This is a genomic window from Bradyrhizobium sp. MV1.5 (genome assembly GCF_055807615.1).
This window is the reverse complement of the sequence record NZ_JBVVPL010000011.1, coordinates 157,181-172,313: the sequence shown is the minus strand read 5'-3', so window position 1 is coordinate 172,313 and position 15,133 is coordinate 157,181. Positions and strand designations below refer to the sequence as shown.

Below are 15,133 nucleotides of genomic sequence, written 5' to 3'. Positions count from 1 at the left end.
TGATCAGAGATAGCCGGCGACACGCAGGCGCTCGAATGCATCCTCGGTCTCGTGGTCGAGCGCGCGGCCGGAACGTTCCGGCACCTTGGTCTGCTCGAGCTCGATCAGGATCTCGTCGATCGTCGACGCGTTTGAGGCGACCGGATTGGTGATGTCCTGATCGCCCAGCGAGCGATAGCGCTTGCCGTTTTGCGACAGATACAACGGGATGATCGGGATGTTCTCGCGCTTGGTGTAGGCCCAGATATCGGACTCGGTCCAATGCAGGATCGGATGGATGCGCAAATGCGCGCCTTGCGGCGGCGACGCGTTGAAGTGATCCCAGAATTCCGGCGGCTGGTCGCGCACGTCCCAATTGCCTTCGAGCCCACGTGGCGAGAACACGCGCTCCTTGGCACGCGTCGCCTCCTCGTCGCGGCGGATGCCGGCGATCAGGCCGTCAAAACCGTATTTGCCGAGTGCCATCTTGAGGCCCTCGGTCTTGCGGGCGGCGGAACGGGCGGCCGGCGGCAGCGTTGGGTCGACGGCATCAATCGGCGGGCAGGGCTCGACGCGCAGATCGAGATCCCATTCCTTCCCGTAGTGATCGCGGAAGCGATACATCTCCGGAAACTTCTTGCCGGTGTCGACATGGAGGGCCGGGAACGGCAGACGGCCGAAGAACGCCTTGCGCGCCAGCCAAATCATGACGTTCGAGTCCTTGCCGAGCGACCACAGCAGGGCGATCTTCTTGAGGCGGCCGAAGGCTTCGCGGAAGATATAGATGCTCTGGGCCTCGAGCTGGTCGAGATGGTCCATGCTCGGGGCAAGGTCGACAGAAAATTCTTGCGTGCGCGCGCGCTCGGCCGCGGCCGGGCTGCCCAACCCGACAGCAGTGGAATTGTCCTTGAGAAGATGCATCTCTGCCACTTTGCGTTTGAAGGCGAAAATTCTATAGTTGCGGTGCAAGAGAGAAGAAAAAATTTTCTCTTTGCGCGCTCGAAACGACACATATATAGAAAATAATTCCAGTCAACCCCGGATCTGGGGGGAGCGAGTATCGTATGCGGTTCTTGCCGGTGTTCCTCGATCTCAAGGCCGGTCCGGTGGTCCTCATCGGCGCGGGTGAGCTTCTGCGCGCCAAGCTGCGCGTGCTCGCTGCGGCCGGTGCGCGCATTCGCGTGCATGCGACCGACGGCAATCAGGACCTGGGTCTGAGCTCCGGGCACGCCGCGCGTATCGACATCGCGGCCGCCGATCCGCTGACAGCCGATCTCTCGGGAATCATCGCGGTCGTCTGCGCCGGCGCTGGCGATGTCGGCGTGGCGATGTCGGTCCGCGCCAAGGCGCTCGGCCTGCCCGTCAACGTCATGGATGATCTCGAGCATTCGAGCTTCATCTTCCCGGCGATCGTCGATCGCGGCGATGTCGTCGTCGCCGTCGGCACTGGCGGCACGTCGCCGGTGGTGGCGCGGCGCGTGCGCGAGAAGATCGAGGCACTGCTGCCGGCGCGCATCGGCGAGCTCGCCGAGTTCATCGGCGGCTTCCGCAAATCCATCAACGAACGTATTGCCGAGTTTCCGCTCCGCCGCCGCTTCTGGGAGCGCGTCATCGACGGTCCGATCGGCGCCGCCGTTCTGGCCGGCCGCAAAGGCGAGGCGGACGCAGCGCTCAAGGCGATTTCCGATCCATCCGCGTTCGCGCGCGCCGACAAGCCGGAAGGCTCGGTCGCGCTGGTTGGCGCCGGTCCGGGGGATCCGGATTTGCTCACCATCAAGGCGCTGCGCGCGCTCCAGGACGCCGACATCGTCTTCCATGACGAACTGGTCTCGCCTGAAGTTCTCGACCGCATCCGCCGTGACACCACGCGCGTGCCGGTCGGCCGTCGCGTCGGCAAGCCCGGCATCGGGCAGGACGCCATCAACACGCGCATGATCGAGGCCGCGCAATCCGGCCAGCGTGTGGTGCGGCTGAAGGGCGGCGATCCCTTCGTGTTCGGCCGCGGCGGCGAAGAAGTCGAAGCGTTGCGTGCCGCCGGCGTTGCCTATTCGATCATTCCCGGCATCACCGCAGGGCTCGGCGGTGCCGCCGATTTCGAGGTGCCGCTCACCTATCGGAACGAAGCGACCCGCATCACCTTCCTCACCGCGCACAAGGCGCGCGACGCGGAAGTCGTGGACTGGTCGACGCTGACCGACGCCAGGATGACCGTCGTGGTCTACATGGGCATGACGGCTGCGCCGGCCATACGCGCCGGCCTCTTGGCCGCCGGTCGTTCGCCGGAGACGCCGGTCGGCGTGTTCGCCCGGGTCACGCGGCTCGATGCGCAAGGCGCGATCGGCACGCTGCGCGACCTGCCTGAGCTGGTCCGCCGGACCAACGGCGGTCCCGCCATTCTCATCATCGGCGATGTGCTCCGGCATGCCGGTTCGCTTCGTCGCCAAACCCCAAAGCAAATCATCTCTGACCTATTGGATGCAGCCGAATGACCTCCCCGCTTGAACAGAAGAAGATCAAGATCGCCGGCCCCTCGGTCGTGACCGCCAACCGCACCTGGGACGGCATCGTGGTTTACCGCACCGCCGCCAAGAGCTGGTCCGCGGACTTGTCGGAAGCCGCGATCGTGCGCAACTCCGACGAGGCGAAAGCGTTGCTTGCGGAGTCCGTGGCCGATGACGTCGGCGCAATCGGTCCCTATATCGCGCCGGTGCAGGTCGGCGCGGACGGCAAGATCGAGCCCGGCAATCTGCGCGAACAGATCCGCCGCACCGGCGTGACCATCGGACAGCCGGTCCAGGTTTAAGGCATTCTCTCATGTACGCTTACGACGAAATCGACCGTACGCTCGTCAACGAGCGCGTCTCGGAATTCCGCGACCAGGTGAAGCGCCGCCTGTCCGGCGAGCTCACCGAGGACGAGTTCAAGATCCTGCGGCTTCAGAACGGCGTCTATCTGCAACTGCACGCCTACATGTTCCGCGTCGCGATCCCCTACGGGACGCTGGCGTCGAACCAGTTGCATGCGCTCGCCCACGTCGCGCGCAAATACGACCGCGGCTACGGCCATTTCACGACCCGGCAGAACATCCAGTTCAACTGGATCAAGCTTGCCGAGCTGCCGGATGCGCTGGCCGATCTCGCCGAGGTCGGCATCCATGCGATGCAGACCTCCGGCAACAACATGCGCAACGTCACCTCGGACCAGTGGGCCGGCGTCGCGCCCGGCGAGATCGAGGATCCCCGCATCTGGTCGGAGCTGATCCGCCAGCACACCACGCTGCATCCGGAATTCTCGTTCCTGCCGCGCAAGTTCAAGATCGCGATCACCGCGTCGGACCACGACCGCGCCGCGATCAAGATCCACGACATCGGGCTGAAGCTGATCAAGAACGAGAAGGGCGAGACCGGCTTCGAGGTGCTGGTCGGCGGCGGGCTCGGACGCACGCCGTTCATCGGCAAGACTATCAAGCACTTCGTGCATGGCCGCGACATTCTCAGCTATATCGAGGCGATCCTGCGAGTGTATAATCAGTACGGCCGCCGCGACAACATCTACAAGGCGCGCATCAAGATCCTCGTGCACGAGCTCGGCATCGAGAAGTTCTCGCGCGAGGTCGAGGAGGAGTGGCAGCACATCCGCAACTCCTCGCTCCTGATCGATGACGAGGTTGTCGAGGACATCCGTTCGCGCTTCACCTATCCCGCCTACGAGAAGCTGCCGCACATGCCGGACGAACTGCGGCAGGCCGCGGCGGATCCCGATTTCGAGGCATGGCGCAAGAACTCGGTGGCCCCGCACAAGGTCCAGGGCTATTCCATCGTCACGATCTCGCTGAAGCCGATCGGGGCGCCTCCGGGTGACGCTACCGCCGAGCAGATGGATGCGCTTGCCGATCTTGCCGACAGATATTCGTTCGGTGAGATCCGCGTCGGCCACGAGCAGAACCTCGCTTTGCCGCATGTCGCCAAGCGCGACCTGCCGGCGCTGTGGAAGGCGCTCGACAAGCTCGGGCTGGCGACCCCGAACGTCAATCTGATCACCGACATCATCGCCTGCCCGGGCCTCGACTATTGCTCGCTGGCCAATGCGCGCTCGATCCCGATCGCGCAGGAATTGACGCGGCGCTTCGCCAATCACGAGCTGGCCAATCTGATCGGCCGGCTGCACATCAATATCTCCGGCTGCATCAACGCCTGCGGCCATCACCATGTCGGTCACATCGGCATTCTCGGCGTTGAGAAGAACGGCGAGGAGGTCTACCAGATCACCATCGGCGGGCGCGCCGACGAGAGTGCCGCACTCGGCAATCTGATCGGCCCCGGCGTGAAGTTCGACGAGGTCGCCGATGTCGTCGAGGACATCGTGGAAGCTTATCTGGCGCTGCGCGAGCGGCCTGAAGAGCTGTTCATGGACACCGTAAAACGCCTCGGCGTCGAACCCTTCAAGGAGCGCGTCTATGCCACTCGTTAACGGCGGAAAGATCGCCGACGACAGCTTCGTCAAGCTCGCCGTCGACACGCCGCTGCCCGAGGGCGGCGACATCCTCGTGCCGGCCGAGCGCTTCGTCGCCGAGGCGGATGCGTTGCTCAAGCGAACCGGCAAGGTCGGTGTGATCTGGCCGAACAATCGCGACATCGCCGAGCTGGTGCCCTATCTCGGCAAGATCGCCGTCGTCGCGCTGGTGTTCCCGACCTTCCGCGACGGACGCGCTTACAGCCAGGCGCGGCTGCTGCGCGAGCGCTACAATTACCGCGGCGAATTGCGTGCGACGGGCCAGATCCTGCGGGACCAGTTCGTGTTCATGCTGCGTGCGGGCTTCGATTCCTTCGACGTCAAGAAGCAGGCCGACGCGGAAGCCTTCATGCAGACCGCGAAGCGCTATTCGGTGTTCTACCAGCCGACCGGTGACGGCCGCATCACGGCGCTGCACCGGCGCATGCAACTGCGTCACTCCGAAGGTGTCGGCACGTGAACGCAATCGCGCCCCCAGTTTCGTCAATCTCCGCCTCTGCGCTGCCCTCGGCGGAGGAGCTCGATCGTGCCTTGCGCGATGCCTCGCCCGCCGAAATCATCGCCGCTGCGCTGAAGGCGGTCGGGCGCGACAAGCTTGCGCTGGTGTCGTCCTTCGGCACGGAATCGGCGACGCTGCTCAAGGTCATGGCGGATGTCGATCCGGCGATCCCGGTGATCTTCCTCGACACCGGCTGGCTGTTCGAGGAGACGCTGGCCTATCGCGATGCGCTGATTGCGATGCTCGGCCTGAAGGATGTCCGCTCGATCACGCCCGCCGAGGAGACGCTGTCGCGCGAAGATCCCGACCGCGACCTCTGGTTCTCCGATCCCGACGCCTGCTGCCGTATCCGCAAGGTCGAGCCGCTGGCGCGGGCGCTGAAGCCGTTCGACGCATGGCTCAACGGCCGCAAGCGCTTCCAGGGCAACTCGCGCGCCGACATCCCGGTGGTCGAGGACGACGGCGCGCGGTTGAAGTTCAATCCCTTCGCCAATGTTTCGCGCGAGGAACTCGAGGCGATCTTCGCCCGCGCCAAATTGCCGCGTCATCCTCTGGTTGCGTCGGGATTTCTGTCGGTTGGGTGTATGCCATGCACGAGCAGAACGACTGAGGGCGAGGATGAGCGTGCGGGTCGCTGGCGCGGCCGGGCCAAGACGGAATGCGGCATCCACACGATGAAGATTTCGTAGCAAAGTTACGCTGCCCGGCTACGAACAAGAAAATCCGGTTCCGTTGACTTAAGCGTGTTTCGACCCGAGTTATGCCTGCCATCGATGACGCCGACGTCATTGATGTGAATGGAGATGGACATGATGCGTCGTATCGTTCCGCTCGCTGCAGGACTACTCGTGACAGGTATGTTGGCAAGCTCGGCTCTCGCCGCCGACATCAATCTGCTGAACGTATCGTACGATCCGACGCGTGAGCTCTATGTCGAGTTCAACAAGGCGTTCGCGAGTGCCTATCGGAAAGAAACCGGCAAGAGCGTCGAGATCAAGCAGTCGCATGGCGGCAGCGGTTCGCAGGCGCGCGCCGTGATCGACGGATTGCAGGCCGACGTGGTGACGCTTGCGCTCGCCTACGACATCGACGCCATCGCGGGCAAAGGCCTCACGACGGCTGACTGGCAGAAGCGCCTGCCGCAGAATTCGTCGCCCTACACCTCGACCATCGTGTTCCTGGTCCGCAAGGGCAATCCGAAGGGCATCAAGGATTGGGACGATCTCCTCAAGCCGGGTGTCGCCGTGATCACGCCGAACCCGAAGACGTCAGGCGGCGCGCGCTGGAATTATCTCGCGGCATGGGGCTTTGCGCAGAAGAAATACGGCTCGGCGGACAGGGCCAAGGATTTCATCGGAAAGCTCTATCAGCAGGTGCCGGTGCTCGACACCGGCGCGCGCGGCGCGACCGTGACCTTCGTCGAGCGCGGCGTCGGCGACGTGCTGCTCGCCTGGGAGAACGAGGCGTACCTGGCGCTCAAGGAATTCGGTCCGGAGAAATTCGAGATCGTGGCGCCGCCGCTCTCGATCCTGGCGGAACCGCCGGTGACGATCATCGACAAGGTTGCCGATAAAAAGGGCACCCGCAACGCCGCCGACGCCTACCTGCAATATTGGTACACCAAGGAAGGTCAGGAAATCGCGGCGCGCAACTTCTATCGTCCGCGCGATCCCGAGATCGCCAAAAAACACGAAAACTCCTTCGCGAAGGTCGAGCTGTTCACGATCGACGAACTTTTCGACGGCTGGACCAAGGCGCAGAGGGAACATTTTGCCGACGGCGGCGTCTTCGATCAGATCTACAAGAACTGATCGGGCGCTGTCGGCGGGGCTTAAACAGGGGGCCTGGTGAGCGCAATCGCACGACGCCGGACATTGCCGGGCTTCGGTCTCACCATGGGGCTGACGCTGTCCTGGCTGTCGATCATCATCCTGATTCCGCTCGCCGGGCTGTTCCTGAAATCGCTCGAGCTGAGCCCCGAGCAGTTCTGGAACATCCTCTCCAGCCGCCGCGCTCTGAACGCCTTGCGCGTGTCCTTTGGGCTCGCCTTCGCGGCCGCCTGCGTCAATCTGGTGATGGGCAGCATCATCGTCTGGGCACTGGTGCGGTACCGCTTTCCGGGAAGGCGGCTGTTCGACGCCATCGTCGACGTGCCCTTTGCGCTGCCGACGGCGGTCGCCGGTGTCGCGCTGACCGCGTTGTTCGCCGAGAAGGGCTGGCTCGGCGCGCCGCTTGCGGCGGCCGGCATCAAGGTGGCGTTCACACCGGTCGGCATCTTCGTCGCCATGATCTTCATCGGTATCCCCTTCGTGGTGCGCACGGTGCAGCCGGTACTCCAGGATCTCGACCCCGAGATCGAGGAGGCGGCGGGCAGCCTCGGCGCGAGCCGCTGGCAGACCATTATTCGCGTGATCCTGCCCTCGCTCGGGCCGGCGCTGCTCACGGGGCTCGCGCTCGCCTTCGCCCGCGCCGTCGGCGAATACGGCTCGGTGATCTTCATCGCCGGCAATCTGCCGAACGTCTCCGAGATCGCGCCGCTGCTGATCGTGATCCGGCTCTCTGAATTCCGCTATGCCGATGCGACCGCCATCGCGGTGGTCATGCTGGTCGTGTCCTTCGTCATTATCTTCGCCGTCAATCGGCTCCAGCGCTGGGCGCAGAGCCGGATCCCGGCACGCTGAGGGCGGATCATGACGATGCAGATCGCAGATTCGGTTTCGCTCCCGGCCCCCGACGCCAAGGCACGCGCGCAAGCGGCGGCCGCGCGGAACAACCTGCGCACCGAACCACGCGCGGTCCGCATCGTCATCATCGCGCTGGCGATGACCTTTCTCTCAGTCTTCGTCGTGCTGCCGCTGGTCGTGGTGTTCGCGCAGGCCTTCTCGAGGGGTATCCTTGCTTATCTCGCCGCGCTGACCGACCCGGAGGCGCTGTCCGCGATCAGGTTGACGCTGTTGGTTGCTGCAATTTCCGTCGGCCTCAATCTCGTCTTCGGCCTGGTCGCGGCCTGGGCGATTGCAAAATTTGAATTCCCGGGCAAGACCTTCCTGATCACGCTGATCGATTTGCCGTTCTCGGTCAGCCCGGTGATCTCGGGCCTCGTCTTCGTGCTGCTGTTCGGCGCGCAGGGCTATTTCGGCGGCTGGCTGCGCGATCATGACGTCCAGATCCTGTTCGCGGTGGCCGGCATCGCGCTTGCGACCACCTTCGTGACCTTCCCCTTCGTGGCGCGGGCGTTGATCCCGCTGATGCAGGAGCAGGGCACGCAGGAGGAGGAGGCCGCGATCTCGCTCGGCGCCTCAGGCCTGCAGACCTTCTTCCGCGTCACGCTGCCCAACATCAAATGGGGCGTGCTCTACGGCGTCCTGCTCTGCAACGCGCGCGCGATGGGCGAGTTCGGCGCGGTGTCCGTCGTCTCCGGCCATATCCGCGGCGAGACCAACACGATGCCGCTCCTGGTCGAGATTCTCTACAACGAATACCAGTTCGTCGCGGCGTTCGCGATCGCCTCGCTGCTGGCGATGCTGGCGCTGATCACGCTGATCGCGAAAACCGTTCTCGAAAATCACCTCGACGAAGGACATGACGCAAGTGAGCATTGAAGTCAGGAATCTCGTCAAGAAGTTCGGCAGCTTCGCAGCCCTCGACGGCGTCGACCTCAAGGTCAACGACGGCGAGCTGCTGGCGCTGCTCGGGCCGTCCGGCTCGGGCAAAACGACGCTGCTGCGGATCATCGCCGGGCTCGACTGGCCCGATTCCGGTGAGGTGTCTTTCAACGGCGAGGACGCGCTGGCGCAGGGCGCGCGCGAGCGGCACGTCGGATTCGTATTCCAGCACTACGCGCTGTTCCGCCACATGACGGTGTTCGAGAACGTCGCCTTCGGGCTCCGCGTGCAGCCGCGCGCGATCCGCAAGGATGAAGCGACCATCCGTGCGCGCGTCAAGGAGCTGCTCGATCTCGTGCAACTCGACTGGCTCGCCGACCGCTATCCGAGCCAGCTCTCGGGCGGCCAGCGCCAGCGCATCGCGCTGGCCCGCGCGCTCGCGATCGAGCCACGTATCCTGCTGCTCGACGAGCCCTTCGGCGCGCTTGATGCCAAGGTGCGCAAGGAGCTGCGCAAATGGCTGCGCTCGCTGCACCACGAGATCAACGTCACCTCGATCTTCGTCACCCATGACCAGGAGGAGGCGCTCGAAGTCGCCAACCGCGTCGTCGTGATGGACAAGGGCAAGATCGAGCAGATCGGCTCGCCCGATGACGTCTATGAGAGCCCGGCGACCGCCTTCGTCCACAGCTTCATCGGCGAATCCATCGAGCTTCCTGTCCTGATCGCCGGCGGTCTCATCACGCTCGGCGACCGGCCGCTGCGGCTCGCGGCAGATGGCCTTGCGCCTGGCGCGTCAAGACTGTTCGTGCGGCGACACGACATGCTGGTCGGCCCGCCCGGCAGCGGCGCCTTCGAGGGCGCCGTGCGGCATGTCCGGAATTTCGGCCCCGTGCAGCGGGCCGAGGTGGCACTATCAGGCGGAGAGACCATCGAGATCGACGCTCCCCGCGGCAGGGAACTGCGAGCCGGCGACACGATCGGCCTGGAGCCCCGGCGCTACCGGATATTTGCGGGCTAGATCCCCGTCATTCCGGGATGGTCCGCAGGACCGGACCCGGAATCTCGAGATTCCGGGTTAGATGCTTCGCATCGCCCCGGAACGACTTGGTCGTTTTTCCTCAATATTCACCTTTCAGCCACGGTTGGTATGCAACAACCGCCGTGATTTGGGGGCTCCTGTTCATGCGCGTCGCGGCCGCGATATCAATCCTTTTGCTGCTCGCCGGCTGTGCTGGCAACGAGGCACCGGTCCAGCAGCCCTCGATGTATGCCGATATGGCTGTCCCGGGCGCAAAGCTCGATGCGCAGGCGGCAGCGATCATGATCTCGCAATACCGCCAGAACAACGGGCTCGGCACCGTCGTGATCGATCCTGCCCTGATGAGTCTCGCCGAATCTCAGTCCCAGGCCATGGCTGCCGCCAACAAGATGGACCATGACGTCCGCGCACCGCTGGCCAAGCGCCTCAGCGCCGGCGGCTATCCGGCGACCGTTGCGGTCGAGAACGTCTCGGCCGGCTATCATACGCTGGCGGAAGCGTTTTCCGGCTGGCGCGACTCGCCCCCGCACCGCGCCAACATGCTCAAGAGCGGTGTCACAAAATTGGGCATCGCGGCGGGCTATGCTCCCGGCACCAAATACAAGGTGTTCTGGACCATGATCCTGGCCTCGACGGACGCCCGATAAGCCAGACTTGATCCCGGGATGCATTGACGCCGCGGCAGACTGTCGCCACGGTCGCTCGCCATCTGCTATTGTTCCCGCATGACCGATCATAGTCCACAAGTCGCAACGATCCCCGCGAACGCGCAACGTGTCCTGGTCCTCCAGGGCGGCGGCGCGCTCGGCTCCTATCAGGCCGGCGCCTATCAGTCGCTCTGCCATGCCGGGTTCGAGCCGGACTGGGTCGCCGGCATCTCGATCGGCGCTGTCAACGCCGCGATCATCGCCGGCAACGAAGGGGAGACGCGCGTCAAGCGGCTGAAGGAATTCTGGGAGATGGTCTCCGCGCCGGTGCCATGGAAGCCGATCGGCAAGAGCGACCACAGCCGCGAGCTGTTCAACTCGACCAGCGCCGCATTGATCGCGACCTTCGGCGTCCCCGGTTTCTTCACGCCGCGCATTCCGCCCGCGCCGCTCTGGCCGCCCGGCAGCCCGCAGGCCGAGAGCTATTACGACACCGCACCGCTGAAGAAGACGCTGGAGCGTCTGGTCGACTTCGACCGCATCAACGATCTGAAAACGCGGCTGTCGGTCGGTGCGGTCGGCGTCACCTCCGGCAACTTCAAATATTTCGACAATTTCGAGTTCAGGAAGCTCGGCAAGAAAATCGGCCCCGAGCACATCATGGCCTCCGGCGCGCTGCCGCCCGGCTTTCCGTCCGTCGTGATCGACGGCGAGCATTATTGGGACGGCGGCATCGCCTCCAACACGCCGCTCGACTACGTGCTCGACGCCGAGACCGACCGCGATCTCCTGATCTTCCAGGTCGACCTGTTCAGCGCCCGCGGCGACCTGCCGACCTCGCTGCTCGAGGCGACCGAGCGCGAGAAGGACATCCGCTTCTCCAGCCGCACGCGGATGAACACCGACAAGAACAAGCAGGTGCACAATGCCCGCAGGGCCGTGCGCGACCTGATTTCCAAATTGCCCGATTATCTCAAGAACGACCCTTCCGTGGAATTCCTTGCCAAGGTATCGCGCGAAAGCACCGTGACTGTGGTGCACCTGATCTACCGCAGCAAGAACTACGAATCCTCGTCCAAGGATTACGATTTCTCACATGTCGCCATGGTCGAGCATTGGGAAGCCGGCGTGCGTGACGTGCATCTGTCGATGCGCCACAAGGACTGGCTCGAGCGGCCGCAATCCGGCGAGACCATGGTGACCTACGATCTCACGGGGGACGTCACTGCGCCCCCGGCAAAAAGGAGCGACTAATATGGGTAGTCTGTCAGGCAAGAACGCCGTCGTGACCGGGTCGACCAGCGGCATCGGCCTCGCCTATGCGCGCGCCTTCGCCGCCGCCGGTGCCAATGTCGTCATCAACGGGTTCGGCTCGCCGGAGGACATCGAGAAGGAGCGCGCCAAGATCGAGTCCGACTTCGGCGTTAAGGCGGTCTATTCGCCGGCTGACATGACCAAGCCGGCCGAGATCGCCGGGATGATCGCGCTCGGCGAGAAGAGTTTCGGTTCGGTCGACATCCTCGTCAACAATGCCGGCATCCAGTTCGTCTCGCCCATCGAGGAATTCCCGCCGGAGAAATGGGACCAGATCATCGCGATCAACCTGTCCTCGGCCTTCCATTCCATTCGCGCCGCCGTCCCCGGCATGAAGAAGAAGGGCTGGGGCCGCATCATCAATACCGCTTCCGCGCACTCGCTGGTCGCCTCGCCCTTCAAGTCGGCCTATGTGTCGGCCAAGCACGGCATCGCCGGCCTGACCAAGACCGTGGCGCTGGAGGTCGCGACCCACAAGATCACCTGCAACTGCATCAGCCCCGGTTATGTCTGGACGCCGCTGGTGGAGAAGCAGATCCCCGACACCATGAAGGCCCGCAACCTCACGCGCGAGCAGGTCATCAACGACGTGTTGCTCGACGCGCAGCCGACCAAGGAGTTCGTCACCTCCGAGCAGGTCGCAGCCCTCGCGCTGTTCCTGTGCGGCGACGATGCCGCGCAGATCACCGGCACTAACCTGTCGATCGACGGCGGCTGGACCGCGGAGTAGTTCGCGTCAACCCAACAACTCTCGGTGATGCCCCGCGACCCGGCTACGCCAAGGCTTCGCCGGGGCTGAGGTCTAGGGGCGCCGAAGCTTTAGCGTAGGCGGCAGGCGGGGCATCCAGTACTCCGCAGCTTCTCGGCCAATCACAACGGTCTCGGCGTACTGGATCGCCCGCCCCAGTGCGCAATTGCGCACAAGGCGGGCGATGACAGTGAGAGTGGTGCGGCCGTTCTCTGTCTAATGTGTCCAGGCCAGCGCCGTCTCGAACGCCGAGGACAGGTGCAGCTCCGCGAACATGATCTTGCCGGCGACCACGAACAGCACGCAGGCAAGTGTCAGGCGGAGCACCGTCTCAGGCACGCGCGTCGCGCTGAAGCTGCCGACGACGATACCGGGCAGCGAGCCCAACAGCAGCACGCCCATCAGCGCCCAATCCACGTCGCCAAGCGCCCAGTGCCCCATTCCGGCGATCAGCGTCAGCGGGACCGCATGGGCGATGTCGGAGCCGACGATGGTCGCCACCGGCAGGCGCGGATAGAGCAGCAGCAGAACGGTGACGCCGACCGCGCCGGCGCCGACCGATGAAATCGAAACCAGCACGCCGAGCACGATTCCGGTGACGACCGTCGCGATCGCGGTGGTGCGGTCATCGACCTGCTCCAGGCGCCGGCGAAAGCGCTCCATGATCGATCTGCGGAAAATCAGCGAGGTCGCGGTCAGCAGCAGTGCGAAGCAGAGCACGAGGTTGACGAGATTGCGCTCGGAATCGCTCTTGAGGTCGAGCTTCCACAGCACGAGCAGCGTCAGCGCGCTCGCCGGAAGGCTGCCGCAGGCGAGCCGCAGCACCGCCGGCCAGTGCACGCTGCGCGACCAGCCATGCACCACGCTGCCGCCGGTCTTGGTGGCGGCGGCATAGAGCAGGTCGGTGCCGACCGCGGTCGATGGGTGAATGCCGAACAGCAGGATCAGCAGCGGCGTCATCAGCGAACCGCCGCCGACGCCGGTCATCCCGACCAGCAGGCCGACGCCGAACCCGGAGGCGACGTAGAGTGGATCTATCATGTCCAGGGAATCTTAGGTTTATCTCGTCAGTTGGGCAATATGACGTAGAATAAACTTTCCCTGCAGAGCAACCGTTTGGGAGCAATAAGAAAAATCGTGCTGTCCTCGCTGAACGGGCAGGGGTTTAGCCGCGCTCCCCAGCGTGCCGCGAAACGGTTGTTCCCCAGCGGAAGCGCGGAAGAGCAGGGGCGCTGGTCCTATTTCCCGAACGCCAGCACGTGCAGGCCGAGCCGCTGTCGCACGATCCAGAACAGCAGCACCGTCTCGAAACTGAGCGAGATCGAGGTCGCGGCGGCAGCACCGTGGCCGCCGAAGCGCGGCACCAGCGCGATACAGAGCACCAGGTTCATCGCAAAGGCCAGCGCATAGGCCAGCGCGCAGATCTTCTGCTGGCCGAGCATGTTGAGCAGCCGTTCGACCGGGCCGATCGCGGAGCGCACCACGAGGCCGATCGCGGCGACGAACATGATGTCGTAGCCGACCACGAATTGCGGCCCGAACAGCCAGAGCAGCGGCTTGCCGAGCGCGAGCAGCACGATGGTCGCCGCCAGCGACGGCCAGAACGTCCAGTTGATGGCATGCGCCACGTAAGCCGACAGCCGCGCCTTGTCGCCAGCGGCGTTGTATTCGGCAAAGCGATGCGCGGTCGTCGCCGACATCGCGTAGTGGATGAAAGAGACCAGCGCCAGTGTCTTCACCACGGCGAAATAGACGCCGACCTCGTCGGAGGGGCGGAATTGCTGAAGCACCAGCACGTCGGTGTAGGACAGCAGCAGGTAGAAGCTTTCGACCAGCAGGATCGGCAGCGAGACGGCGAGCCAGCCGCCGACGTCGTAGGCCTTGGGGCCGGGCTCGATGTGATCGGTGAGCCTGCGGTTCAGCACCACCATCTGCCCGGTCATCGCGATCCACACCGCGCCGGCACTCGCGACCATCGCGGCGACCGCGCCGAGATGATAGCCGAGCAGGAAGGCGCAGGCCGTGATGCCGATGATCAGGGCCTGGCGGATGATGAATTGCGGCATCAGGCCGAGCTGCATCCAGTCATGCGAGCGCGCGATGCCGTCCTGGGTGTTGGCCACGACGAAAGCGGGCAGCGTCATGCAGCCGATATAGAGCGGCAGCTCTTCGGCCGGATCGATCCAGGGTGACAGCAATTTGACGAGACCGGCGAGGCCGAGCGACACCAGTGCGGAAACGGCAAAGGTCAGCCAGCGGCTGCCCGAGAGAAAGCCGCGCAGCAGCGCATGCTCGCCACGGGCGCGGTATTCCGGAATGATCTTTTGCGCGGAGGCCGAGATGCCAAAGTCCATCATGCTGCCGAGCAGCAGAACCCAGGTCCAGACATAGACATAAATGCCGTAGTCCGACGTCCCCATCCAGCGCGCGAGCAGGACCTGCGAGAAATATGCAAGGCCGGCGCTGATCACGCGGATGACGAAGATGGTGCCGGCCAGCCGCCGCGTCAGCGATGCCTCGCTCGACCCGCCCGTCAATTTTTCGCGCAGCCGCGCGATGAGGCCGGCAGGTCCGGTCGTTGCGGGTTCTGCATCCATTACGGCCAATTCGAAGGATCCCCAGGCGCGCACGCGCATGCTGCGGCAGGCCTCTGCGCTAGCCTTGGGGATTAGCAACCATTCGTTAAGATTCGGTTGGGTGGAGTGTGTTGCAACCCCAAACGTCGTCCTGGCGAAAGCCAGGACCCATACCGCGTGATCTATCGGGAGGGATCGGGTAGCAGTTCCA

15 protein-coding genes are annotated in these 15,133 nt (G+C 64.3%); 12 read left to right on the top strand and 3 right to left on the bottom strand.

What is annotated here, in order from left to right; all coding sequences use genetic code 11:
* Positions 1-3: 3 nt before the first annotated feature.
* Positions 4-798, bottom strand: coding sequence for a sulfate adenylyltransferase subunit CysD (gene cysD / locus AC0L2J_RS13810; RefSeq protein WP_035974680.1), 795 nt, complete (start codon positions 796-798; stop codon positions 4-6).
* 245 nt (positions 799-1,043) lie between these two features.
* On the opposite strand from cysD, the gene cysG reads away from it, so the two are divergent.
* The 12 genes from cysG to AC0L2J_RS13750 all read left to right on the top strand — a co-directional run bounded on the left by cysG (position 1,044) and on the right by AC0L2J_RS13750 (position 12,328).
* On the top strand, positions 1,044-2,468 hold the full coding sequence (cysG, locus tag AC0L2J_RS13805) for a siroheme synthase CysG (RefSeq protein WP_007605444.1): 1,425 nt from the start codon (positions 1,044-1,046) through the stop codon (positions 2,466-2,468).
* Positions 2,465-2,782: a DUF2849 domain-containing protein gene (locus AC0L2J_RS13800; RefSeq protein WP_007605455.1), complete on the top strand. Its 318-nt coding sequence runs from the start codon at positions 2,465-2,467 to the stop codon at positions 2,780-2,782. Before cysG ends, AC0L2J_RS13800 begins: the two co-directional genes overlap by 4 nt.
* Before the next feature lie 11 nt (positions 2,783-2,793).
* Positions 2,794-4,449 (top strand): nitrite/sulfite reductase, encoded by a 1,656-nt coding sequence (locus AC0L2J_RS13795; protein ID WP_473390628.1) that lies wholly within the window; start codon positions 2,794-2,796, stop codon positions 4,447-4,449.
* Positions 4,436-4,951: a DUF934 domain-containing protein gene (locus AC0L2J_RS13790; RefSeq protein WP_063994694.1), complete on the top strand. Its 516-nt coding sequence runs from the start codon at positions 4,436-4,438 to the stop codon at positions 4,949-4,951. The genes AC0L2J_RS13795 and AC0L2J_RS13790 overlap by 14 nt, the downstream gene beginning before the upstream one ends.
* Positions 4,948-5,679 carry a phosphoadenylyl-sulfate reductase gene (locus AC0L2J_RS13785; RefSeq protein WP_063994695.1) on the top strand — a complete coding sequence of 244 codons (732 nt, stop codon included), beginning with the start codon at positions 4,948-4,950 and terminating at the stop codon, positions 5,677-5,679. The genes AC0L2J_RS13790 and AC0L2J_RS13785 overlap by 4 nt, the downstream gene beginning before the upstream one ends.
* 120 nt (positions 5,680-5,799) lie before the next feature.
* Positions 5,800-6,801, top strand: a complete 1,002-nt coding sequence (locus AC0L2J_RS13780) for a sulfate ABC transporter substrate-binding protein (protein ID WP_473390621.1) — start codon at positions 5,800-5,802, stop codon at positions 6,799-6,801.
* A gap of 36 nt (positions 6,802-6,837) precedes the next feature.
* Positions 6,838-7,671 carry a sulfate ABC transporter permease subunit CysT gene (cysT, locus tag AC0L2J_RS13775; protein ID WP_473390617.1) on the top strand — a complete coding sequence of 278 codons (834 nt, stop codon included), beginning with the start codon at positions 6,838-6,840 and terminating at the stop codon, positions 7,669-7,671.
* 9 nt (positions 7,672-7,680) lie between these two features.
* The gene (gene cysW, locus AC0L2J_RS13770; protein WP_473390613.1) at positions 7,681-8,592 is read left to right on the top strand and encodes a sulfate ABC transporter permease subunit CysW; all 912 of its coding nucleotides are present in this window, start codon (positions 7,681-7,683) and stop codon (positions 8,590-8,592) included.
* On the top strand, positions 8,582-9,616 hold the full coding sequence (locus tag AC0L2J_RS13765) for a sulfate/molybdate ABC transporter ATP-binding protein (protein ID WP_007605469.1): 1,035 nt from the start codon (positions 8,582-8,584) through the stop codon (positions 9,614-9,616). The genes cysW and AC0L2J_RS13765 overlap by 11 nt, the downstream gene beginning before the upstream one ends.
* Before the next feature lie 164 nt (positions 9,617-9,780).
* Positions 9,781-10,284, top strand: a complete 504-nt coding sequence (locus tag AC0L2J_RS13760) for a CAP domain-containing protein (RefSeq protein ID WP_007605470.1) — start codon at positions 9,781-9,783, stop codon at positions 10,282-10,284.
* 78 nt (positions 10,285-10,362) lie between these two features.
* Complete coding sequence (locus AC0L2J_RS13755; RefSeq protein ID WP_473390606.1) at positions 10,363-11,538, top strand: DUF3734 domain-containing protein; 1,176 nt, start codon at positions 10,363-10,365, stop codon at positions 11,536-11,538.
* A gap of 1 nt (position 11,539) precedes the next feature.
* Positions 11,540-12,328 carry a 3-hydroxybutyrate dehydrogenase gene (locus tag AC0L2J_RS13750; protein ID WP_007605472.1) on the top strand — a complete coding sequence of 263 codons (789 nt, stop codon included), beginning with the start codon at positions 11,540-11,542 and terminating at the stop codon, positions 12,326-12,328.
* Between the two features lie 234 nt (positions 12,329-12,562).
* Here the strand turns inward: AC0L2J_RS13750 and AC0L2J_RS13745 are convergent, their stop codons facing one another.
* Both AC0L2J_RS13745 and AC0L2J_RS13740 read right to left on the bottom strand, forming a co-directional pair.
* Entirely contained in the window at positions 12,563-13,387 is an 825-nt protein-coding gene (locus AC0L2J_RS13745) for a sulfite exporter TauE/SafE family protein (RefSeq protein ID WP_007605473.1), read from the bottom strand.
* A gap of 197 nt (positions 13,388-13,584) precedes the next feature.
* The gene (locus AC0L2J_RS13740; RefSeq protein ID WP_473390602.1) at positions 13,585-14,952 is read right to left on the bottom strand and encodes a flippase; all 1,368 of its coding nucleotides are present in this window, start codon (positions 14,950-14,952) and stop codon (positions 13,585-13,587) included.
* Positions 14,953-15,133 lie beyond the last annotated feature (181 nt).

Excerpts from the sequence above, each read along its gene's own strand:
- AC0L2J_RS13750 (WP_007605472.1), top strand. The coding sequence starts at position 11,540 with ATGGGTAGTCTGTCAGGCAAGAACGCCGTCGTGACCGGGTCGACCAGC.
- AC0L2J_RS13760 (WP_007605470.1), top strand. The coding sequence starts at position 9,781 with ATGCGCGTCGCGGCCGCGATATCAATCCTTTTGCTGCTCGCCGGCTGT.
- AC0L2J_RS13790 (WP_063994694.1), top strand. The coding sequence starts at position 4,436 with ATGCCACTCGTTAACGGCGGAAAGATCGCCGACGACAGCTTCGTCAAG.
- cysW (WP_473390613.1), top strand. The coding sequence starts at position 7,681 with ATGACGATGCAGATCGCAGATTCGGTTTCGCTCCCGGCCCCCGACGCC.
- AC0L2J_RS13800 (WP_007605455.1), top strand. The coding sequence starts at position 2,465 with ATGACCTCCCCGCTTGAACAGAAGAAGATCAAGATCGCCGGCCCCTCG.
- cysD (WP_035974680.1), bottom strand. The coding sequence starts at position 798 with ATGGACCATCTCGACCAGCTCGAGGCCCAGAGCATCTATATCTTCCGC.
- AC0L2J_RS13795 (WP_473390628.1), top strand. The coding sequence starts at position 2,794 with ATGTACGCTTACGACGAAATCGACCGTACGCTCGTCAACGAGCGCGTC.
- AC0L2J_RS13745 (WP_007605473.1), bottom strand. The coding sequence starts at position 13,387 with ATGATAGATCCACTCTACGTCGCCTCCGGGTTCGGCGTCGGCCTGCTG.
- AC0L2J_RS13780 (WP_473390621.1), top strand. The coding sequence starts at position 5,800 with ATGATGCGTCGTATCGTTCCGCTCGCTGCAGGACTACTCGTGACAGGT.
- AC0L2J_RS13755 (WP_473390606.1), top strand. The coding sequence starts at position 10,363 with ATGACCGATCATAGTCCACAAGTCGCAACGATCCCCGCGAACGCGCAA.
- cysG (WP_007605444.1), top strand. The coding sequence starts at position 1,044 with ATGCGGTTCTTGCCGGTGTTCCTCGATCTCAAGGCCGGTCCGGTGGTC.